Source organism: Novosphingobium sp. BF6 (genome assembly GCF_058273105.1).
Genome location: NZ_CM177775.1, coordinates 403,146 through 421,655, shown reverse-complemented (window position 1 = coordinate 421,655; position 18,510 = coordinate 403,146). Strand labels below are relative to the sequence as shown.

The 18,510-nt window shown below is 64.2% G+C and carries 25 protein-coding genes; 13 read left to right on the top strand and 12 right to left on the bottom strand.

From position 1 onward, the window contains the following. The first annotated feature begins 1 nt into the window (after window position 1). Both AC4D6D_RS02160 and AC4D6D_RS02155 read left to right on the top strand, forming a co-directional pair. Window positions 2-697 (top strand): dienelactone hydrolase family protein, encoded by a 696-nt coding sequence (locus AC4D6D_RS02160; protein WP_491326320.1) that lies wholly within the window; start codon window positions 2-4, stop codon window positions 695-697. 78 nt (window positions 698-775) lie between these two features. After that, window positions 776-1,744, top strand: coding sequence for a quinone oxidoreductase family protein (locus AC4D6D_RS02155; protein ID WP_491326319.1), 969 nt, complete (start codon window positions 776-778; stop codon window positions 1,742-1,744). Window positions 1,745-1,959: 215 nt separating this feature from the next. Here AC4D6D_RS02155 and AC4D6D_RS02150 read toward each other — a convergent pair whose 3' ends face one another. The 4 genes from AC4D6D_RS02150 to hemE form a co-directional block, all read right to left on the bottom strand. Then, window positions 1,960-2,673 carry a TerC family protein gene (locus AC4D6D_RS02150; RefSeq protein WP_491326318.1) on the bottom strand — a complete coding sequence of 238 codons (714 nt, stop codon included), beginning with the start codon at window positions 2,671-2,673 and terminating at the stop codon, window positions 1,960-1,962. 15 nt (window positions 2,674-2,688) lie between these two features. Beyond that, complete coding sequence (gene rho, locus AC4D6D_RS02145) at window positions 2,689-3,945, bottom strand: transcription termination factor Rho (RefSeq protein ID WP_147216117.1); 1,257 nt, start codon at window positions 3,943-3,945, stop codon at window positions 2,689-2,691. A 181-nt stretch (window positions 3,946-4,126) separates the two neighbouring features. Next, window positions 4,127-4,552: a CopD family protein gene (locus AC4D6D_RS02140; RefSeq protein WP_491326317.1), complete on the bottom strand. Its 426-nt coding sequence runs from the start codon at window positions 4,550-4,552 to the stop codon at window positions 4,127-4,129. 207 nt (window positions 4,553-4,759) lie between these two features. Then, on the bottom strand, window positions 4,760-5,785 hold the full coding sequence (gene hemE / locus AC4D6D_RS02135; RefSeq protein WP_491326316.1) for a uroporphyrinogen decarboxylase: 1,026 nt from the start codon (window positions 5,783-5,785) through the stop codon (window positions 4,760-4,762). 360 nt (window positions 5,786-6,145) lie between these two features. Here hemE and AC4D6D_RS02130 point away from each other — a divergent pair, with 360 nt between their 5' ends. The 10 genes from AC4D6D_RS02130 (at window position 6,146) to AC4D6D_RS02085 (ending at window position 12,649) form a co-directional block, all read left to right on the top strand. After that, complete coding sequence (locus tag AC4D6D_RS02130) at window positions 6,146-6,991, top strand: pyruvate, water dikinase regulatory protein (RefSeq protein ID WP_147216111.1); 846 nt, start codon at window positions 6,146-6,148, stop codon at window positions 6,989-6,991. 20 nt (window positions 6,992-7,011) lie between these two features. After that, window positions 7,012-7,596 (top strand): Maf family protein, encoded by a 585-nt coding sequence (locus AC4D6D_RS02125; protein ID WP_491326315.1) that lies wholly within the window; start codon window positions 7,012-7,014, stop codon window positions 7,594-7,596. Further along, on the top strand, window positions 7,593-8,450 hold the full coding sequence (locus tag AC4D6D_RS02120; RefSeq protein WP_491326314.1) for a shikimate dehydrogenase family protein: 858 nt from the start codon (window positions 7,593-7,595) through the stop codon (window positions 8,448-8,450). Before AC4D6D_RS02125 ends, AC4D6D_RS02120 begins: the two co-directional genes overlap by 4 nt. Then, the gene (coaE, locus tag AC4D6D_RS02115) at window positions 8,447-9,037 is read left to right on the top strand and encodes a dephospho-CoA kinase (protein WP_491326313.1); all 591 of its coding nucleotides are present in this window, start codon (window positions 8,447-8,449) and stop codon (window positions 9,035-9,037) included. Before AC4D6D_RS02120 ends, coaE begins: the two co-directional genes overlap by 4 nt. A 50-nt stretch (window positions 9,038-9,087) precedes the next feature. Continuing rightward, window positions 9,088-9,771 (top strand): DNA polymerase III subunit epsilon, encoded by a 684-nt coding sequence (gene dnaQ / locus AC4D6D_RS02110; RefSeq protein ID WP_147216103.1) that lies wholly within the window; start codon window positions 9,088-9,090, stop codon window positions 9,769-9,771. A 24-nt stretch (window positions 9,772-9,795) separates the two neighbouring features. Continuing rightward, the gene (hpf, locus tag AC4D6D_RS02105) at window positions 9,796-10,365 is read left to right on the top strand and encodes a ribosome hibernation-promoting factor, HPF/YfiA family (protein ID WP_147216101.1); all 570 of its coding nucleotides are present in this window, start codon (window positions 9,796-9,798) and stop codon (window positions 10,363-10,365) included. Window positions 10,366-10,493: 128 nt separating this feature from the next. Continuing rightward, a complete protein-coding gene (locus tag AC4D6D_RS02100; RefSeq protein WP_491326312.1) occupies window positions 10,494-10,955 on the top strand; it encodes a PTS sugar transporter subunit IIA in 462 nt (153 codons plus the stop codon). Then, window positions 10,945-11,427, top strand: a complete 483-nt coding sequence (locus AC4D6D_RS02095) for a PaaI family thioesterase (protein ID WP_491326311.1) — start codon at window positions 10,945-10,947, stop codon at window positions 11,425-11,427. Before AC4D6D_RS02100 ends, AC4D6D_RS02095 begins: the two co-directional genes overlap by 11 nt. 2 nt (window positions 11,428-11,429) lie before the next feature. Next, complete coding sequence (locus AC4D6D_RS02090; RefSeq protein ID WP_491326310.1) at window positions 11,430-11,771, top strand: DUF1491 family protein; 342 nt, start codon at window positions 11,430-11,432, stop codon at window positions 11,769-11,771. A 197-nt stretch (window positions 11,772-11,968) separates the two neighbouring features. Next, a complete protein-coding gene (locus AC4D6D_RS02085) occupies window positions 11,969-12,649 on the top strand; it encodes a cell wall hydrolase (protein WP_491326309.1) in 681 nt (226 codons plus the stop codon). 78 nt (window positions 12,650-12,727) lie between these two features. Here the strand turns inward: AC4D6D_RS02085 and xth are convergent, their stop codons facing one another. The 3 genes from xth to AC4D6D_RS02070 all read right to left on the bottom strand — a co-directional run bounded on the left by xth (window position 12,728) and on the right by AC4D6D_RS02070 (window position 14,329). Further along, a complete protein-coding gene (xth, locus tag AC4D6D_RS02080; RefSeq protein ID WP_491326308.1) occupies window positions 12,728-13,525 on the bottom strand; it encodes an exodeoxyribonuclease III in 798 nt (265 codons plus the stop codon). Then, the gene (gene erpA / locus AC4D6D_RS02075) at window positions 13,501-13,833 is read right to left on the bottom strand and encodes an iron-sulfur cluster insertion protein ErpA (protein ID WP_147216089.1); all 333 of its coding nucleotides are present in this window, start codon (window positions 13,831-13,833) and stop codon (window positions 13,501-13,503) included. Before erpA ends, xth begins: the two co-directional genes overlap by 25 nt. A 70-nt stretch (window positions 13,834-13,903) precedes the next feature. Then, entirely contained in the window at window positions 13,904-14,329 is a 426-nt protein-coding gene (locus tag AC4D6D_RS02070) for a CBS domain-containing protein (protein ID WP_491326307.1), read from the bottom strand. Window positions 14,330-14,469: 140 nt separating this feature from the next. Here AC4D6D_RS02070 and AC4D6D_RS02065 point away from each other — a divergent pair, with 140 nt between their 5' ends. Further along, window positions 14,470-14,763 carry a hypothetical protein gene (locus AC4D6D_RS02065; protein ID WP_147216085.1) on the top strand — a complete coding sequence of 98 codons (294 nt, stop codon included), beginning with the start codon at window positions 14,470-14,472 and terminating at the stop codon, window positions 14,761-14,763. A gap of 4 nt (window positions 14,764-14,767) precedes the next feature. Here AC4D6D_RS02065 and AC4D6D_RS02060 read toward each other — a convergent pair whose 3' ends face one another. From AC4D6D_RS02060 to AC4D6D_RS02040, 5 genes are all read right to left on the bottom strand, one after another. Then, on the bottom strand, window positions 14,768-15,142 hold the full coding sequence (locus AC4D6D_RS02060; protein ID WP_491326306.1) for a (2Fe-2S) ferredoxin domain-containing protein: 375 nt from the start codon (window positions 15,140-15,142) through the stop codon (window positions 14,768-14,770). Continuing rightward, window positions 15,139-15,570 carry an acyl-CoA thioesterase gene (locus AC4D6D_RS02055; protein ID WP_491326305.1) on the bottom strand — a complete coding sequence of 144 codons (432 nt, stop codon included), beginning with the start codon at window positions 15,568-15,570 and terminating at the stop codon, window positions 15,139-15,141. Before AC4D6D_RS02055 ends, AC4D6D_RS02060 begins: the two co-directional genes overlap by 4 nt. A gap of 90 nt (window positions 15,571-15,660) precedes the next feature. After that, complete coding sequence (locus AC4D6D_RS02050; RefSeq protein WP_147216079.1) at window positions 15,661-16,089, bottom strand: DUF2497 domain-containing protein; 429 nt, start codon at window positions 16,087-16,089, stop codon at window positions 15,661-15,663. Between the two features lie 86 nt (window positions 16,090-16,175). Next, window positions 16,176-17,633 (bottom strand): TolC family outer membrane protein, encoded by a 1,458-nt coding sequence (locus tag AC4D6D_RS02045; RefSeq protein ID WP_491326304.1) that lies wholly within the window; start codon window positions 17,631-17,633, stop codon window positions 16,176-16,178. A 2-nt stretch (window positions 17,634-17,635) separates the two neighbouring features. After that, window positions 17,636-18,229 carry a protein-L-isoaspartate O-methyltransferase family protein gene (locus tag AC4D6D_RS02040; RefSeq protein WP_491326303.1) on the bottom strand — a complete coding sequence of 198 codons (594 nt, stop codon included), beginning with the start codon at window positions 18,227-18,229 and terminating at the stop codon, window positions 17,636-17,638. Window positions 18,230-18,510 lie beyond the last annotated feature (281 nt).

Below are 18,510 nucleotides of genomic sequence, written 5' to 3'. Positions count from 1 at the left end.
CATGACCAATACCGAAATCCCGACGCTCGACGGCGACGGCCTGATCCCCGCCTATGTCGCCCGCCCCGAAGGCACTCCGCGCGGCGCGATCATCGTCCAGCAGGAAATCTTCGGCGTCGATCCCGGTATTCGGCGCAAGGCGAACAGCTGGGCCGCCAAGGGCTACCTCGCCGTCGCACCGGACAGCTTCTGGCGCCAGAAGCCCGGCATTGAACTCAGCCCCTATGTCGAAGCGGAAATGCAGCAGGCCCTGGACCACATGATGGCCCATGACTTCGACCTCGGCATGCGCGATCTCGAAGCCGTGATTCACTGGATTCGCCGCGAACAGGGCGTGGCAAAAGTCGGCCTCGTCGGCTTCTGCATGGGCGGCAAGATCGCCTACATGGTTGCCGCGCGCACCGATATCGACGCCTCGGTCGGCTACTACGGCGTGATGATCGACCAGATGCTGAACGAAAAGCATGCGATCGCCCGCCCGCTGATGCTGCACATTCCCACCGCCGACCACTTCGTCGACGCCGCCGCGCAAAAGGCGATTCACGAAGGCCTCGACGACCATCCCCGCGTCACCCTCTGGGACTACGAAGGCCTCGACCACGGCTTTGCCGCCGAGATCGGCGCCCGCCGCGACGAAGCCGGCGCCGAACTGGCCGACCGGCGCACCGCAGATTTCTTCGCCGAACATATCGGCTGATCCAGAACAGCCCGGACCGCACCTTCCCGGCGCGGCCGGGCCTGTTCGCACGACCGCAGATTCAAGGACTTTCAGACAATGACCACCGGATACCGAATGATCGCCCGGACCCACGGCGGCCCCGAAGTGATCGAGCGTGAGGACTTCGCAGTCCCCTCCCCCGGTCCCGGCGAAGTGCTGATCGAGACCGAAGCGGTCGGACTCAACTTCATCGATACCTACTATCGCAAGGGGCTCTACGCCGATCCCCTGCCGATCAGCCTCGGTTCCGAAAGCGTGGGCCGGATCGTCGCACTGGGCGACGGTGTGAGCGGATTTGCCATCGGCGAGCGCGTCGGAACCACTCATGCCGGAGGTGCTTACGCGACATATCGCCTGATCGCCGCCGCCAAGGCCATGCGGATTCCCGATTCCATCGCACCGGAAATCGCAGCTGCCGTCATGCTCAAGGGCCTGACCGCCTGCTACCTCGCCGAAGACACCTTCCCTGCCGAGAAGGGCCACGTCGCGCTCGTGCACTCGGCAGCGGGCGGCGTGGGCTCGCTGCTGGTGCCCTGGCTGCTCGATAAGGGCGTGACCGTCATTGCCCACTCCGGCAGCGCGGAGAAGGCCGCACAGGTCCCCGGCGAGCATTCGCTCCACTGCGACTTCAACGACCTTCCCGAAGCCGTCCGAGAAATCACAGGCGGCGAGATGTGCCACGTCGTCTACGACGGTGTCGGCGCAGCCTCATGGTCCGCCTCGCTCGCCTCGCTGCGCAGGCGCGGATTGATGGTGACTTACGGCAATGCCTCCGGCCCCGTGCCTCCGCTGCCGCCGCTCGATCTGATGAAGGCGGGGTCGATCTATCTCACCCGCCCGACTCTCGCGGACTACGTCGCGACGCCGGACCAGCTTGCGATCAGTGCGAAGAAGCTGTTCGACCGGATCGCCTCGGGGATTCTTAAACCGCGCATCGGGCAGACCTTCGGGCTGGAGCAGGCCGCCGAGGCGCATCGGGCACTGGAAGCTCGGGCTACCACCGGGTCTACGGTTTTGGTTCCCTGAAGAGATAAGGGGAAGAGCAGGGGTTAATACCCCTGCACCCCGTTACTGTCGGCGTCGCGCGCCGCCTATCTGTTGTGCACCCATGGCTGCGCCGCAAGGAGCGCACTACGGATAGGCTGGGCGCAAGGTAGACATTCCGAGGGTCTGGGGGATCATCCCCCAGGACTTCCTGTTCCTGAAAAGAAAAAGGGCCCGGAAACCCGAGCCCTCTTCCATCAGATCAGTGTGACGATCCCCAAGTGCGGATCGATCCACCCCTCGTAGATCATCTTCACCGCCACGTAGAGGATCACCGCGAGGCCGACCCAGGCAATCCAGCGATAGCGCTCGATGTACCGGGCGATGAAGTTCGCCGCCACGCCCATGAGGGCTACGGCGAAGACCAGCCCGACGATCAGGATCCCCGGATGCTCCCGCGCCGCGCCGGCCACGCCGAGCACGTTGTCGATCGACATCGAGATATCCGCCACCGCCACCGAGATCGCCGCACCGGCGAAGCTCTTGGCGGGTTTCACGCCGGAATGTTCGTCACCCTCGATCTCGGGCGAGCCGGGGGAGTGTTCGCCGCCGCGAATCTCGCGGTACATCTTCCACGCGACCCACAGCAGCAGGAGTCCGCCTGCGAAGATCAGGCCGACGATACCGAGCAGCCATGTCACCATCAGCGCAAAGCCGATGCGAAGGACCAGCGCCGCGATCACGCCGATGGCGATGACCTTCTTCCGCTGGTCTGCGGGCAGTCCGGCAGCGAGAGCACCGACGACGATGGCGTTGTCGCCTGCCAGCACCACGTCGATCATCAGCACCTGCAAGAACGCCGACATTGCTGCCGGCGTCCCAAGGTTCGAAAAATCGGTGACGATGTGCTGCCAGATCTCGGCGGGGCCCCCCAGTGAGGAGGTGGCCACTAGAGTCTGAAGAATGCTCAAGCCCCCGATCTCCCCTTACTGATTCATGGTCGAGAAGAAGTCCTCGTTGGTCTTCGAGTCCTTCATCTTGTCGAGCAGGAACTCCATCGCATCGACGGTGCCCATCTGCATGAGGATACGGCGCAGGACCCACATCTTGGTGAGCTGGTCCTTGGGAACCAGCAGCTCTTCCTTGCGGGTGCCGGACTTGCCGACGTCCAGCGCCGGGAAGATGCGCTTGTCGGCCACCTTGCGGTCGAGGACGATTTCCGAGTTACCGGTGCCCTTGAACTCTTCGAAGATGACTTCGTCCATGCGGCTGCCGGTATCGATCAGGGCCGTGGCGATGATCGAGAGCGAGCCGCCCTCCTCGATGTTGCGCGCGGCGCCGAAGAAGCGCTTGGGGCGCTGCAGGGCGTTGGCGTCGACACCGCCGGTCAGCACCTTGCCCGACGAAGGAACGACGGTGTTGTAGGCGCGGCCGAGACGGGTGATCGAGTCCAGCAGGATCACGACGTCGCGCTTGTGCTCGACGAGGCGCTTGGCCTTCTCGATCACCATTTCGGCGACCTGGACGTGGCGCTGGGCGGGTTCGTCGAAGGTGGAGGAGATGACCTCGCCCTTCACCGAGCGCTGCATGTCGGTGACTTCTTCCGGGCGCTCGTCGACGAGCAGCACGAGGAGGAAGACTTCCGGATGGTTATCGGTGATGGCCTTGGCCATGTTCTGCAGCAGCACGGTCTTACCGGTGCGCGGCGGCGCCACGATCAGGGCGCGCTGGCCCTTGCCCTGCGGCGAGATGAGATCGATCACGCGGGCCGACTTGTCCTTGACCGTGGGGTCGAGGCAATCGAGCTTCAGGCGCTGGTCGGGATAGAGCGGCGTCAGGTTGTCGAAGTTGACGCGGTGGCGCACCACGTCGGGATCGTCGAAGTTGACGCTGATGAGCTTGGTGATGGCGAAGTAGCGTTCGCCGTCGCGCGGGGCGCGGATTTCGCCTTCGACGGTGTCGCCGGTGCGCAGGCCCCATTTGCGGACCTGGTTGGGCGAGACGTAGATATCGTCGGGACCGGCTAGGTAGTTTGCCTCCGGGCTGCGCAGGAAGCCGAAACCGTCGGTGAGCACTTCGATGGTGCCCTGCCCGATGATTTCCTCGCCGTCTTCGGCTACTTCCTTGAGAATGGCGAACATCAGATCCTGTCGGCGGAGCGTCGATGCGCCTTCTACGCCCAGTTCCTCTGCCATTTCGACCAGTTCGGCCGACGTTTTCTTCTTGAGTTCTTTGAGATGCATCTGTCTGGATTCCGGATGGAAATGGAGTGTCGACCGGCGGGATCTAAGGGCTTGGGGAAAGCGGATCCGGGCAGGAGAATGGGCTCGCCGCCCTGTGCCGGAACAAGGTCCAGATAAGCGTTCCGCGACTTTCGGTCAACGAGTCAATCCGCCAAGCGCCGCCTGGCTGGGCTGAACGGACTCAGAAGGGCTTCACGACCACCAGAATCACGATCACCACGGCGGCGAGGCCCGGTATCTCGTTCAGCAGGCGCAGCTTCTTGCCGGTCAGCGGACGCTCGCCGCGCGCCAGTTTCTTGCCGTAGCCGATCAGCCAGCCATGGTAGCCCGAAAGTCCCAGCACGAAGAGCAGCTTAGTGTGCAGCCAGCCTTCGCTCCACGCGCCCATCGCGGTCGCAGTGGCGATGCCGAGCACCCAGGTGAGGATCAGCGAAGGCGTCAGGATGATCTTGCGGAGCTTCGCCTCGCGATCGATCCAGCGCGCTTCCTCTGCCGAACCGGCTTCCGCTTCCTGGTGATAGACGAAATAGCGCGGGAGCATGAACAGCCCGGCCATCCAGAAGATCACGAAGATGACATGTCCGGCCTTGAGCCAGAGATAGAGCATGGAAAGCGCTTCCTGCATGGGTCCCACGAGTCTCGATGGTTAGGCTAATGGTTCAGCGGCGGCCCTCCTGCACCCTTGGCCGACGCGGGGCAAGACGATTCCGGCGCTGAATCAGCAAGGTGGTGGTGTTTGGCAGGTGGGCTTGCATGAACTGCCTGCCCGTCGCCGCCACCCTGTCGATGGTCCCCCACTCCGTTTTGGAAAGGATCAGCGCGACCAGTTTCGCACGATGCCGAGCAGCCGCTCCACGTTCTCGATCGGAGTGAACTGACCGATTCCATGGCCGAGATTGAAGACATGCGGACGATCGGCAAAGGCATCGAGCACGCGGATGGCCTGACTCTCCAGTTCCTCGCCGCCTGCCAGCAGCAGCAGCGGATCGAGATTCCCCTGCACCGGGAGTCCCTCAGGCAATTCGCGCGCGGCCCAGATGGGATCGATCGTTTCATCGATTCCGACCGCGTCCACTCCGGTTTCGCGGGCGTAAGCGGGAAGTTTCTCGCCGGATCCCTTGGGGAAGCCGATGATCGGAGTCTCGGGGTGGCGCGCTTTCACCGCCGTTACGATGGCTGCATTCGGCGCGATGACCCATCGTTCGAACTGGGCAGGTGAGAGCGACCCGGCCCATGAATCGAACAACTGTACAGCCTCAGCTCCGGCCTGAATCTGGCCACTGAGATATTCGACAGTCACCCCCACGATAGCCTGGATGATTTCCGCGAAAGCCGAAGGGTCGCGATAGGCCATTGCCCGAGTCTCATGCTGATCGCGGCTGCCCTCGCCGGCACACATGTACGTAGCAACCGTCCAGGGACTCCCTGCGAAACCCAGCATCGTCTTGTCGGAATCGAGTCCGGCGCGAACCTTGCGGACGGTCTGGTAGATCGGAGTCAGCCGTTCAGGAACTGCGCTGAGATTCTGCAGAGTGGAATCGACCAGACGCGGAGTCAGTTTCGGGCCTTCACCGGCGAGGAATTCGAGATTCTGACCCATCGCATAAGGCACGATCAGAATGTCGGAAAACAGGATCGCGCCGTCGAATCCGAAACGGCGGATCGGCTGCAAGGTGATCTCCGCCGCTGCGTCGGTGTCGTAGACGAGGGCCAGGAATCCGCCCTTTTCGGCGCGCAGGGCACGATATTCGGGAAGGTATCTTCCGGCCTGGCGCATCAGCCAGACTGGACGCTTGCTCGTGTTCGTTCCGAGCAGGTTTTCGAGAAGGAGGCCAGGCATCGAGATTCAGGTCCGATCAAAAAATAAAAGATTCTTAGAAGGATGATGGAGTCTGTTGGTCCTGTGGATATCGGGGACTTTTGAATCTTGCCCGATTCAATCCACGACGAACAGGTTCAAATTCGCGCAGCGACTCTCCGAGGAGTCTGAGTCAAAGACTCTTTATCCCTGTTACCCACAGGGTGTGGGGCGGATTTGAATCATGTTTACGACTCTCGCGATGAAATCGGTTCAATGTGGAGCAAAACCGGGAAGCGAGTTGTCACCAGCACTATCCCGTGGTTTATGCCGCCACATATCCACAGGCCGCCGGGTTGTCTCGGGGGTTCTTCACGCGAAAGACTCTCGGAAAAGCCTCGAATGGCGCGTTTTCACCTTCACCTGCTCTCGGATTCCACCGGCGAAACGCTGGAAATGATCGCCAAGGCGGCCCTCGCCCAGTTCGATGACTCCGACGTTTTGCGGCATTTCTGGCCGATGGTCCGCTCCCAGCAGCACCTTGACCGGATCATGGGCGAGATCGCCGCCAATCCCGGACTCGTCTTCTTCACCCTCGTGAACGAGGAAACCCGTGGCCGTCTGGAAGAGCGCTGCCAGCAGCTCGGCCTGCCGGCGATCGCGGTGCTCGACGGTGTCACCGATGCGCTGGAGGCCTTGCTCGGCCAGGAAGCCAAGGGCCGTCCCGGCCGCCAGCATCGCCTGGACGATGCCTATTTCGCCCGCGTCGATGCGATTCAGTTCACCATCGCCCACGATGACGGGATCGCCTGGGAGGACTGGGAGGAAGCGGATATCGTGCTGGCGGGAGTCTCGCGCACCAGCAAGACGCCGACCTCGATCTATCTCGCCAATCGCGGTTACAAGGTCGCGAATATCCCGATCGTGGTCGAGAGTCCGCCGCCGACCCTGCTGTTCGGGCTGAAACGCCCGCTGGTCGTCGGCCTGACCACGGCGCCGGAGCGCCTGATCCAGATCCGCCGCAACCGCCTGCTGTCGCTGAGTCAGTCGCCCGACACCGACTATGTGAAGAGCGACCGGGTCGAGGATGAGCTGAAGTACGCCCGCCGCATGTTCGCGGACAATTCCTGGCCGGTGATCGACGTGACGCGCCGCTCCATCGAGGAAACCGCAGCGGCGATCATCAATCTCTACAATGAGCGCAAGGCCGAGGGGACTCAGGGTCCGGTCGGTCCGAAGCCGATCTGACTCTTCCGGAAAAAAGCACCATGATCGTCCTCGCCTCGCAAAGCGCCTCGCGGCGCGCCATGCTTGAAGCCGCCGCGATTCCGTTTCGCGCCCGCCCTGCCCATGTCGATGAACGCGCCATCGAGGCGGGACTCTCCGGCAGGCCGCCCGCCGAAATCGCGCTGGAGCTGGCGCGGGCCAAGGCGCTGGCGGTTTCCGCCGAGGAATCCGGCGAACTCGTGCTGGGCAGCGATTCCCTCGTCGAATGCGGTGGCCGCCGCTTCGACAAGCCCGCGAGCCGCGAGGCTGCCGCCGAGCATCTGCGCTTCTTCTCCGGGAAGGTGATGCACCTCCACAGCGCCGCCGCCCTCGTGCGGGACGGCGAAGTGCTCTGGGCCGAGGATGCCGTGGCGGCGCTCCATGTCACCGCGCTTTCGGACGCCTTCATCGCCGAATATCTGAATGCGGAATGGCCGGAAGTGGCAGGCTGCGTCGGCGTGTTTCGCATCGAGGCGCGCGGCGTGCAGCTTTTCGAGAAGATCGAGGGCGACTATTTCACCATTCTCGGCATGCCGCTGCTCAAAGTGCAGGCGGCACTGCGCCGTCTGGGAGCGATCGCGTCATGAGTCTGCCTTATGCCGAAGTGATCGGCGATCCGATCGAACAGTCCAAGTCCCCGGTGATTCATGGATTCTGGCTGGAGAAGCTGGGCCTCCCCGGCCGCTACGACCGCCACCGGGTGCCGGTCGAGGGACTCGCCGACTATCTGGCCGAGCGCCGCGCCGATCCGGACTGGCGCGGCTGCAACGTCACGATGCCGCACAAGCAGGCCATCGTCCCTCTGCTCGATCGCCTCGATCCGCTCGCCGCGAAGATCGGCGCCGTCAACACCGTGGTGCGCGCGGCGGACGGCACGCTGACCGGCTACAACACCGATGCGCCGGGCTTTCTCGAACCCCTGCAGCCGTTGCTCGAACAGACTCACTTGTTCCGCATGGCCCGCGTGCTCGGCACCGGCGGGGCTTCGCGGGCGATCGTCGCGGCGCTGGCGGAGCGGGGCTTCGTCGTCGTCCTGGCCGGGCGCAATCCCGCCAAGGCGCAGGCGATGCTGGATGACGTGACCACGCAGGACGACCATCACGCCATCGACCTCGCCCATTTCGCCGAGCCGACCGACTTCGCCTTCGACGACCGCGAGCAGTGCCTCGACGTGATCGTCAATGCGAGTCCGCTCGGCATGACCGGGCAGCCGCCCCTCGCCTTCGACTTCACCCATGCGCCGCCGCGCAGCGTGGTCTACGATATCGTCACCAGCCCGCTCGACACGCCGTTCCTCCAGGAGGCGCGCCGCGCCGGATTCGAGACGGTGGACGGGCTGTCGATGCTGATCGGCCAGGCCGATGTCGCTTTCGCGCACTTCTTCGGCGTGAAGCCGCCGCGCGATTTCGACGCGGAACTGCGCGAGCGCCTGCTGGCATGACTCGCATCCTCGGTCTCACCGGCTCGATCGGCATGGGCAAATCGACGGTGGCCGGGATGTTTCGGGAACTGGGCGTGCCGGTCTTCGATGCCGATGCGGTGGTTCACGAACTTCAGGGACCGGGCGGCGCGCTGGTTGCCGAAATCGAGGCGGCCTTCCCCGGCACCACCGGGCCTGAGGGAGTCATCCGCGCGAAATTGGGCGAGGCGGTTTTCGGAGACCGGGCGGCGCTGGCGCGACTGGAGGGAATCGTACATCCCGCCGTGGCCGAGTCGCGGACCCGGTTCCTCGCCGAGCATATTGGCGCCGCGCTGGTCGTCTTCGACATCCCCCTGCTCTACGAGAAGACCGGCGACCGGGGACTGGACGGAGTGGCGGTGGTTTCCGCTTCCGCCGAGGCGCAGCGCGCCCGCGTGCTGGCCCGGCCGGGCATGACGCCCGAGAAATTCGAGCAGATTCTGGGCTTGCAGGTGCCCGACGCGGAAAAGCGCGCGCGGGCCGATTTCGTCATCGATACCGGTACGTCGCTGGCGGAAACCCGCGCGCAGGTGAATCGTATCGTGGCTGCGTTGGCCGAGTCAGAATAATCGCGGTCAGGCCCTTGCGAAGTGGGTCTGGCAGGCAGATATGGAGAGGGATGAGAGAGATCATCTTCGATACCGAAACCACAGGTTTCGACCCCAGGAACGGGGACCGGATGGTGGAGATCGGCTGCATCGAAATGGTCAACCGGGTGCTGACCGGCGAAGCCTACCACGCCTATTTCAATCCCGAGCGCACGATGCCCGCCGAAGCGGAAGCGGTGCATGGCCTGTCCGACGCCTTCCTGGCCGACAAGCCGCTGTTCGCCCAGAGCGCGCAGGACTTCCTGGACTTCATCGGCGACGCGCCGATGATCGCTCACAATGCCAAGTTCGACTTCAACTTCATCAATTTCGAGCTGGAGCGCTGCGGCCATCCGCACGTCGATCTCGGCCGCATGGTCGATACGATGGAGCTGGCCAAAGTGCGCCACCCCGGCGCCAAGCTGACGCTCGATGCGCTCTGCTCGCGCTACGGAATTGATCGAAGTCATCGTACCAAGCACGGCGCCTTGCTAGACGCCGAGCTGCTCGCGCAGGTCTACGTGGAGCTTCGGGGCGGTCGCCAGATCGGTCTCGAACTTCTCGCCGAAACCGCCGAGATCACCGCGGAATCGAAGATCCTCATTCGCAAGGATCGTCCTTTCCGTCAGCCGCGTCCCCACGCGGCAACCGAGGAGGAACTCCTCATTCATGCGGAGTTTCTCAAGTCGGTCGATGCCCCGCTCTGGGGCGCCTGAATCACAGCAGAGGAGTAATCGCCCATGGACATCCGCGTTTCCGGCCATCAGGTCGACACCGGTGAAGCCCTCCAGACCCACGCCAACGAGCGGTTGAAGGCGATCGTAGACAAGTACTTCAGCCGTGCGCTGTCGTCCCAGGTCACCTTCGGCCGCGCCCCGGCAGCGGCGTTCCGCTGCGATATCGTGGTGCACGTGATGCAGAACCTCGTGCTCAAGGGCACCGGCATGGCACAGGACGCGCATATCGCCTGCGACCAGGCCGCCGAGAAGATCGACAAGCAGCTTCGCCGCTACAAGCGCCGGATCAAGGATCGCCACGAACAGACCGCCCATGCCGTCGCCGTGGAGGAAGCCGCCTATACGATCTTCGAAGAGCCGGAAACCGAGCACGAGGAAGAGTTCGAAGTCGATGCGCCGGTGGTGATCGCGGAAACCCGCGTGGACGTTCCCGAGGCCACGGTTTCGGATGCGGTGATGATGCTGGACCTGCGCAACACCACGGCGCTGCTGTTCAAAAACGCTGGAACGGGACGTCATAATATGGTTTACCGCCGCGGCGACGGTTCGATTGGCTGGGTCGAACCGCACTGACGCAAGACCTGGGCGCCGATCGGGTGCCTGAACTTCTTCTAGAAGAAGAAAACATAACCCCCGGTTTTCCGGGGGTTATGGACGTTTAAACCCCGGGCATTCCGTTTGGGCCAGAACCAGAAACGCAGATGAGCAGTCTTTTTACCCTGTTGCCTGACGCCGTCGTGACTACCAGCGCAGACAGCAAGCATGTGATTCTCGGCCGACTCGCCGACCTTTTCGCCGAGGTTTACCACCTCGATCGCGAGCAGGTTCTGTCGCGCATCGTCGAACGCGAAGAAATGGGCAGCACCGGTTTCGGTCGCCGCATCGCGATTCCCCACGCCCGCATGGCGAGCCTGGGACGGCCGGTGGCGGTGGTCATGCGGCTGGATACCCCGGTCGATTTCGATTCCGCCGACGGCGTGCCGATCGATCTCGTGTTCGGCCTGCTCTCGCCCGAGAACGCGGGCGCCACGCACCTTCACGCGCTGGCGGCGATCTCGCGCATGATGCGCGACGAGCGAATGCACGGGGCGCTGATCGAGGCGCCCGGCCCGGAAGCGCTCTACAGCCTGCTCAGCAATGTCATCGATCGCGATGCCGCCTGAATCATCGGAATCCGGCGCTCCGGACGTGTCCGGCGCCGGACTGCACTGGCGGGCGCTGGAAGGTCTCTATGCCTCGGCCCCGATCAACCAGATGTTCCGCTCCCGTCTGGAGATTCCCGGCGAGGGCCTGTCGCGCATCACTTTCGACGTCGAGCCGGACTGTTTCCATGCCGCCGGCGCCGCGCATGGTACGATCTATTTCAAGATGCTGGACGACGCGGCCTTCTACGCCGCGAACACCCTCGTCACCGACCGGTTCCTGCTTACCACCTCGTTCAACCTGCTGCTGAGCAAGCCGATCAAGGGCGGCACGATCGTGGCGGAAGGACGCTGGGTCAGCGGCCGTCGCCGCGTGCTGGTGGCGGAAGCGCGGCTGGTGGATGAGGATGGCGAGGAAGTCGGGCGCGGCACCGGAACCTTCATGCGCTCGCGCATCGCCCTCTCCGGCCTGCCGGGCTACGCCGGTTCCTGATCTTGGACGCTCGCCTTCCCGCCCATCTCGAAGTTTCCGGACTCCTCCGCGCGGTACAGGCGGAAGGCGGTTTCGGCGCGGTTCTCAGCAAAGGTGAACGCGACGCCGGGACGATCATGCTCGTTCTGATCGAGAATGGAGACAATCCGCGCCTCTATGAGCGCATGCCGCAGCTTGACGGCACCCGCGCCTGGACTTGCACGAAACGCCAGGAAACCGGCGGAGATCCGGCAGAGCGACTCGCCTTTTTCGACTATCTCGAGAGACGCGGGCAGCAGGACCCGGACTTGTGGATCGTCGAACTGGACATCGCGAAGCCCGAACGCTTCATCGGGGTTGGTTAACAAGAAGGTTGACTTGCAGACGATGCAAGTTAATGGCCACTGCACAGACGCGGAAGCGGCTCGGGTAGCACTTCGGCCAACCCGGCTAGCACGCAGACGGGGAATCGTCGGCAGGATCGTTTGGAAGGTGAACGCCTCAAAAGGGCTTTCCGTTCCCGCCTGCGTCGGACTGGTTCACCGCCTTTGATCAAGATTTGATGCGAACCAAGTTTCAGTGGGCTAGCGCGGTGGCGCTGGCCGCTACGGTTTTGACCACCCTATTCGGCGCACAGGGTTCGGGCGCCGCGGCTTTGGCACCGGTTCTGGTCCAGGCCAAATCGACCCTCGACCCGATCTTCGTATCGCAGCCGGTCGTCCAGTCCCTCCCCTCGGAAGACGGGGCAGATGCGACGGACGCAGCGGCTGACACGGGTGCCGACACCGGCACCACCGACGATGAGGGTACCCAGGACAGCCAGGTCGACGCCGACACGCTTGCGCAGCTCGTTGCGCAGCAGGCCGTTCCCGGCCGCCTCAGCAGCGAAATGCGCTGCCTTGCCAGTGCGATCTACTTCGAATCGCGCGGTGAGACGCTAGAAGGTCAGCTGGCCGTCGGCCGTGTGATCATCAATCGCGCCGAATCCGGCCGCTTCCCGGCGAGCTATTGCGGCGTGGTCTACCAGCCTTCGCAGTTCTCGTTCATCCAGGGCAAGAAGATGCCGAAGGTCCGCGAACAGTCGAGCGGCTGGCGCGAGGCCGTGGCGATCGCCAAAATCGCCGTCGAGAAGAGCTGGAAGAGCTCGGTGAAAGGCGCCCTCTTCTTCCACGCCGCGCGCGTGGCACCTAACTGGCGCCTGACCCGCCTTGCCCAGGTGGACAACCATATCTTCTATCGCTGAGATTGCGGTCTCGGCGGCAGATACGAAAAAGGGGAGCGAAACACACTGTTTCGCTCCCCTTTTTCGTATCGGTGCGGATCAATCCCGCAACTGCACCCAGACCGGCGTATGGTCGCTGGACTTCTCGCGCCCGCGATAGGACTTGTCGACGCCGCAGGAAACGAGGCGGTCGGCGAGTTCCGGCGAGAGCAATGCGTGGTCGATGCGGAAGCCGTGGTCGCGCTGCCAGGCACCGGCCTGATAGTCCCAGAACGTCCAGACGCCGCCGCGCGGGTTGTGGGTGGCGATCGCGTCGGTCCAGCCATCGCCCAACAGGCGGAAGTAGGCATCGCGCGATTCCGGCTGCATCAGCGCATCGGCGGCCATGGCGGGCGGGGACCAGACGTCCCGGTCCGTGGGAATCACGTTGAAGTCGCCGGTAACGATCGCTGGGACTTCCTCGGCCCTGATCGCGTCCATGCGGCGGCGCAGGCGTTCCATCCAGCGCAACTTGTAGTCGAACTTGGGACCGGGCAGCGGGTTGCCGTTGGGCAGGTAGATGCAGACCACGCGCATGCCGAAGACGTCCGCTTCCAGATAGCGCGAATGTTCGTCTTCCGGCTCGCCTTCAAGGCCGCGCTGGACTTCGACCGGCATCTCGCCGTCCGCAAGGATGGCCACGCCGTTGAAGCCTTTCTGGCCGTGCCAGATGCCCTTGTAGCCGATCTTCTCGAACTCGGCGATCGGGAAGCCTTCGTCCTGGGTCTTGATCTCCTGAAGGCAGGCGACCGCGGGGCGGGTCTCCTCCAGCCATTCGAGCAGACGGGGCAGGCGGGCCTTGATGCCGTTGATATTGAACGTGGCGATCTTCTTCATATGGAGAAGCTCGATCCGCATCCGCATCCGGCTGCAGCCTGCGGGTTCTCGACCCGGAAGGCGGCGCCGCCGAGCGATTCCACGTAGTCCACCACGCAGCCGCTCACGAGGTCGAGGCTGACCGAGTCCACCACCAGACGCACGCCGTCGGTCTCCGTCACGGTGTCGTCGGCTTCCGGGGCTTCGGCGAGGCCGAACTTGTACTGGAAGCCCGAACAGCCGCCGCCTTCGACCGAGAGGCGAAGAATCGCCGGCTTTCCTTGCTTTTCGGCAATCGCGGCCACGCGCGAGGCAGCCGAGGGGCTGAGTGTGACGGTTTGCTGGTCCATGCCCGCGATGTAGGCCTCCCCGTCCCCTGCGGCAAGGTGGGCGGCAGGGGATCGGGCGATGGCAGTGCGATTACGCCATCTGGATATAGTCGCGCATCGCTGCGGCTTCCGATTCCACCTTTTCCAGCCGATATTTCACGATGTCGCCGATCGAGACGAAGGCGACCATGCGGCCGTCCACGATGACCGGCAGGTGACGGACGCGGCGCCGCGTCATCAGCGCCAGCGCGGCGAGCGCCGTGGCCGAAGGGTCCACGGTCAGGGGCGGTGCGGTCATGACTTCGCTGACCTGCATCCCCAGCACGCTGGGGCCGAATTCGCGCAGGCGGTAGATCAGGTCGCGTTCCGAGAATATCCCGACGAGGTTGTCGCCCTCGAAGATCGGCAGCGCGCCGATCCGGCGTTCGGCCAGAAGCGATGCGGCTTCGCTGACGGTGCAGTCTGCCTGGCAGGTGATCACGGCCTCCCGGCCGGCGATGATCCGTTCGATCGTCATCTTTGCAATCTCCCTTATCGGGTCTCCGACCCGCTCCTCGCTCGCTCTCTTCCGGAGCTTGTTCAAGGGAGACTATCATAGCTGCGGGGCTACTGCACGAGTCCCTTGCGGGCGCCCGCGCGAAGGCGCAAATGGGCGCGATGATACCCCGTTCGCCCCTGGAAGATCCCGAAAAGGCTGCCCATGCCTGGGCGCGCTATCGCCGGATCATGCGCTACATGATGACGGTGACGGTGGCGCTGGTGATCGCTTCGGTGATCCTGCTCTATCGGTCGAACGGGATGGTCTCGGTGCACTTCTACATTGCCGCGGCGTTGGGTATCGGCTTCACGATGCTGCTGGCTTCGGCTTTGATGGGGCTGGTGTTCCTCTCCAGCGGCACCGGGCACGACGAGTCGGTTGTCGATCCGCTCGACGACGATCACGAGTTCTGAGTCTTCAATTTCCCGCAGGACGCAGCCGGAATTCCTCGACCGGCTCGCCGCCGATCAGGTGCTCCTGGATGATCCGTTCCAGCACCTCGTCGGTGCAGGAGTGATACCAGACTCCGTCCGGCCAGACGACCGCGACCGGACCCGCGAAGCAGATTCGCAGACAATCGGCCTTGGTGCGGGCGACCCCGCCGTTTCCGTCGAGGCCGAGCTGCTTGAGGCGCTTCTTCAGGTATTTCCACGCGGCGGCGCCCTTTTCCGGCGAGCAGCATTCGCCCTTCTGCGGCTCCGCGCAGATGAAGATATGGCGCTGGATCGCATCTCCGCCCGCCTTGGCGAGGGCTTCCTCGGCCTTCTCGATCTCGTGGTGGGAAGCGGTCATGCGCGCAGCGACCATTCGGCGGCGCGGGCGCGATAGTCTTCGGGCAAGGGCGCGGGACCTTCGGGTCCGACCATGACGATGACGGTGCGGGCAAAGACCACGGGCTTGCCGCCCTGAGTCACGATCTGCACCACCTGCTGGCTGGTCCGGCCGAGCTGCTCGATGGCACCGTGGAGGGTCAGGGTTTCGGGATAACGGGTTTCGCCGAGGTATTCGATCGAGATGCTCGCCACCATCGTCGCCAGCCCCTGGAACTCCTTTTCCCCGGCAGCGGCGCGGTAGAACCGCACGCGCCCATCCTCAAGCATGCCCGCCATGGCGACATTGTTGATGTGGCGATTGAGATCGAGGTCGCTGAAGCGCGGTTCGATCGCACAGGAAAACGGATAGCGCGCGGGATCGAGCAGTGCAGGGTCGGGTCTTGCCATGCGCCTGAGTTAGGAACCCGCAGCGCCGAGGTCCAGTTTCGTTTGAAAATTCGCTGAAGGCGAAATTTGCGGCACCAGCCCCAATGGCTTTCAGCCCTTCTTGCCGACGATCCGCGCGATTTCGGCAGCGACGAGACGTTCGACCATCGGCGGCAGGTTCTTGTCCAGCCATTCGGCCAGTGCCGGGCGCAGGAGTTCGCGGGTCAGGCCTTCGAGGGAGGTCTCGCCCGAGCGGACGATCTGCGGCGGCACGCCGGGTTCGGACAGCATCGCCAGCGCAGCCAGCGATTCCCGCATCGAGTTGCGGGTCACGTCTTGCAGCAGCGCGGGTTCTTCGCTGGCCGTATCCTCGGGCGCGAGCTGGGTCGTTTCCGCGAGGTCGAGCACATCGTCGTCCTCGTCGAAGATCGCGTCGGCCGAACGGCGTGGGCTGCGGGAGTCGACGCGGTTGTCGCGTGCGATCACCTGCTTGATCGACTGGAGAATCTCCTCGACCGAAGGTTCACCGCTCTGACGCATGCCACTTTGCCCCTGCTCGCTGTCCGGCACCGATGCTATACCGGGCCGGACATAACGAAAAACCCGCTCCGAATCGGAGCAGTCGATCACTGCTGCGGAATGTTCCCGTCCTGCACCGGCGTGTCAACGGTGCGGGTGGACTTGGCCACGGGCGCGGGATCGTTGCCCCAATCCATGAACTTGCCCTTCACGCGGTCGTAATTGAGCTGCGGATCGTAAAGGGTGCCGCCGTCCAGATTGAGATCGCGCGCCTCGGCCTTGCCCATCGCCGCCAGCAGGGTGAAGCCCGCGACATAGGCATTGCGCCGTGCCGTAACCAGCGTGACCTGGGCGTTGAGCAATTCCTGCTCGGCATTGAGAATGTCGAGAATCGTGCGGTTGCCCACCGAGTTCTCGGCCCGGACGCCTTCAAGGCTGAGCGCGGCGGCATCCACCGCCACTTGCGAGGAGCGGATCAGGTCGTTCGAGGCATTCCACGAGGTATAGGCCGACCGCACCTGGGCGATCACATCGCGTTCGGTGGCGATTTCCTGCTCCAGCGTGGCCGAGGCGGTAGCCTGGGCCTGGCGGCGCTGGGCGGCGGGAAGGCCGCCCTGGAAGATCGGGATCGACAGCTGAGCACCCGCCTGCGCGGATGAATCGCTCTGCGAAATGTTCGCGTTCACGGCACCGCGCGCCAGCGTGTTGAAGTAGTTGTTGTAGGTGCCCTGTCCGAAGAGGCGCAGGGTGGGCAGGCGCCCTGCCCCGGCCACGTCGATGTCCTTGTCCGCCGCCTTGGTGCGCTCTCGTGCGCCGATCAGGTCGGGGTTGGAATCGAGCGCGATCGCGGCGGCTTCGTCGGCCGTGGCGGGCAGGTTCGGCAGCGGCGGCGGGGCGTCCAGCGTTTCGGGTGCCCGACCGACGAAGCGGATATAGGTCTCCCGCGCGGAGGCGAGGTTCGCTTCGGCAGTGCGCAAGTCGCTCTGGGCGACGGCCAGACGCGATTGCGACTGGGCGACGTCGGTGCGGGTGAGATCGCCGATCTGGAAACGGTCGCTGGTGGCCTGGAGGTTGGTCTCCAGCACGCTGACGTTCTTGCGGTTGAGGCCGACGATCGCCTCGGTACGGATCACGTCCATGTAGGCGGCGACGACTTGCGAGAAGATCGAGGCTTCCGTTGCGCGCAAGTCTGCCTGTCCGGCCTCGACGCGGATCTTCGCGGCCTTGACGCGGTTCTTCACCGCGCCGCCCGAATAGATCGGCACGCCCAGCTGCCCATCCGCGGTGAATATCTTCGACGGTGCAGTCAGCGAGTTCTCGCTCTGCTTCACGTTCCTGACGAAGGTTTCCGTCGTGCTGACGCTGGGCAGGCCCGCTGCCCGTGCGATCGGTACGCCCTCGTCGGTCGCGCGCTGCTGGGCGCGCGCCGATTCAAGGGTGGGGTTGGTCTGGTAGGCGGCTATGAGCGCATCGCGCAGGGTATCGGCCCGCGCCGAAGCGCCGGCCAGTGCCAGTGTCAGACATCCCCCCGCGAGCAGCCCGGCACGCAATGCGAACCGGGCCATGCTCAGAAGCTCCAGTTTTTGGGAGCGGCGAATTCGGGCAGAGCCGGAATTCCCATTTCGATCAGCGGTAGCAGCGAAACCGTGCCCGCGGCCTTCAGGCCCGAAGCCAGACGGGTGACGCCGCGCACGACGACACCGGTTATCACGCGGCCGCCATCGGCCAGCTGGGCCGAAACGGCGGCGGGCAGTTCCTCGACGGCGCCGTCGATCACGACGAGCGAATAGCCGCCCTCACCGGCCAGACCTGCCAGTTCGGCGGGATCGACCACCGTCAGCGAACCGGCGAGCGGGCGCAGCAGCGCGGCGAGGTAGCCGTTTGCCTCGCCCACGAGCAGGACCTTGTCGTCCCGGGTCGGGGCGGCTTCGGCCAGCAGCTTGCCGTGGAACAGCGGTGCGGCCAGGAAGCGGCCGTTTTCGAGCGGGATCGCACGGTCGATATAGGCGGCATCGCGCATCGCGGCGGGAACGAAATCCTCGCGGGCGACGGCTGCCATGGCATTGAGCACCCAATGCTCGTTGACGCCGCTGGTGCGCAGCTGGCTGACGATCATCGCGGTACGGGCTTCGGTGGCGGACCGATCCTCGGTCAGGGTCATTGCGGCCTATTCCTCATGCTGGCGCGGGAAAGGACGGCGAGACGCCTGTACCCCCGCAAAATACGGACTTTATGCCCGGCCTTCTAGGCGAAGCGGCGTTTGAGGCCAAGCGGTTTGAAAGTCCTTGGTCGATCAATCGTTACGCTTTGACGATAGCGTTCCGGAACTTGCAACCGCTGCCGCGCGGAACACAAGAATCGCCGCGGAAAATGCGCTTTTGCGGAAATGCCAAAGCGCGTCTAAGGAGCGCCACAAACTAGGCGATCCGAAAAAAACGGGAG

Excerpts from the sequence above, each read along its gene's own strand:
- AC4D6D_RS02160 (WP_491326320.1), top strand. The coding sequence starts at position 2 with ATGACCAATACCGAAATCCCGACGCTCGACGGCGACGGCCTGATCCCC.
- AC4D6D_RS02155 (WP_491326319.1), top strand. The coding sequence starts at position 776 with ATGACCACCGGATACCGAATGATCGCCCGGACCCACGGCGGCCCCGAA.
- rho (WP_147216117.1), bottom strand. The coding sequence starts at position 3,945 with ATGCATCTCAAAGAACTCAAGAAGAAAACGTCGGCCGAACTGGTCGAA.
- AC4D6D_RS02140 (WP_491326317.1), bottom strand. The coding sequence starts at position 4,552 with ATGCTCTATCTCTGGCTCAAGGCCGGACATGTCATCTTCGTGATCTTC.
- hemE (WP_491326316.1), bottom strand. The coding sequence starts at position 5,785 with ATGCCTGGCCTCCTTCTCGAAAACCTGCTCGGAACGAACACGAGCAAG.
- AC4D6D_RS02130 (WP_147216111.1), top strand. The coding sequence starts at position 6,146 with ATGGCGCGTTTTCACCTTCACCTGCTCTCGGATTCCACCGGCGAAACG.
- AC4D6D_RS02125 (WP_491326315.1), top strand. The coding sequence starts at position 7,012 with ATGATCGTCCTCGCCTCGCAAAGCGCCTCGCGGCGCGCCATGCTTGAA.
- AC4D6D_RS02120 (WP_491326314.1), top strand. The coding sequence starts at position 7,593 with ATGAGTCTGCCTTATGCCGAAGTGATCGGCGATCCGATCGAACAGTCC.
- coaE (WP_491326313.1), top strand. The coding sequence starts at position 8,447 with ATGACTCGCATCCTCGGTCTCACCGGCTCGATCGGCATGGGCAAATCG.
- dnaQ (WP_147216103.1), top strand. The coding sequence starts at position 9,088 with ATGAGAGAGATCATCTTCGATACCGAAACCACAGGTTTCGACCCCAGG.
- hpf (WP_147216101.1), top strand. The coding sequence starts at position 9,796 with ATGGACATCCGCGTTTCCGGCCATCAGGTCGACACCGGTGAAGCCCTC.
- AC4D6D_RS02100 (WP_491326312.1), top strand. The coding sequence starts at position 10,494 with ATGAGCAGTCTTTTTACCCTGTTGCCTGACGCCGTCGTGACTACCAGC.
- AC4D6D_RS02095 (WP_491326311.1), top strand. The coding sequence starts at position 10,945 with ATGCCGCCTGAATCATCGGAATCCGGCGCTCCGGACGTGTCCGGCGCC.
- AC4D6D_RS02085 (WP_491326309.1), top strand. The coding sequence starts at position 11,969 with ATGCGAACCAAGTTTCAGTGGGCTAGCGCGGTGGCGCTGGCCGCTACG.
- xth (WP_491326308.1), bottom strand. The coding sequence starts at position 13,525 with ATGCGGATCGAGCTTCTCCATATGAAGAAGATCGCCACGTTCAATATC.
- erpA (WP_147216089.1), bottom strand. The coding sequence starts at position 13,833 with ATGGACCAGCAAACCGTCACACTCAGCCCCTCGGCTGCCTCGCGCGTG.
- AC4D6D_RS02070 (WP_491326307.1), bottom strand. The coding sequence starts at position 14,329 with ATGACGATCGAACGGATCATCGCCGGCCGGGAGGCCGTGATCACCTGC.
- AC4D6D_RS02065 (WP_147216085.1), top strand. The coding sequence starts at position 14,470 with ATGATACCCCGTTCGCCCCTGGAAGATCCCGAAAAGGCTGCCCATGCC.
- AC4D6D_RS02060 (WP_491326306.1), bottom strand. The coding sequence starts at position 15,142 with ATGACCGCTTCCCACCACGAGATCGAGAAGGCCGAGGAAGCCCTCGCC.
- AC4D6D_RS02055 (WP_491326305.1), bottom strand. The coding sequence starts at position 15,570 with ATGGCAAGACCCGACCCTGCACTGCTCGATCCCGCGCGCTATCCGTTT.
- AC4D6D_RS02050 (WP_147216079.1), bottom strand. The coding sequence starts at position 16,089 with ATGCGTCAGAGCGGTGAACCTTCGGTCGAGGAGATTCTCCAGTCGATC.
- AC4D6D_RS02045 (WP_491326304.1), bottom strand. The coding sequence starts at position 17,633 with ATGGCCCGGTTCGCATTGCGTGCCGGGCTGCTCGCGGGGGGATGTCTG.
- AC4D6D_RS02040 (WP_491326303.1), bottom strand. The coding sequence starts at position 18,229 with ATGACCCTGACCGAGGATCGGTCCGCCACCGAAGCCCGTACCGCGATG.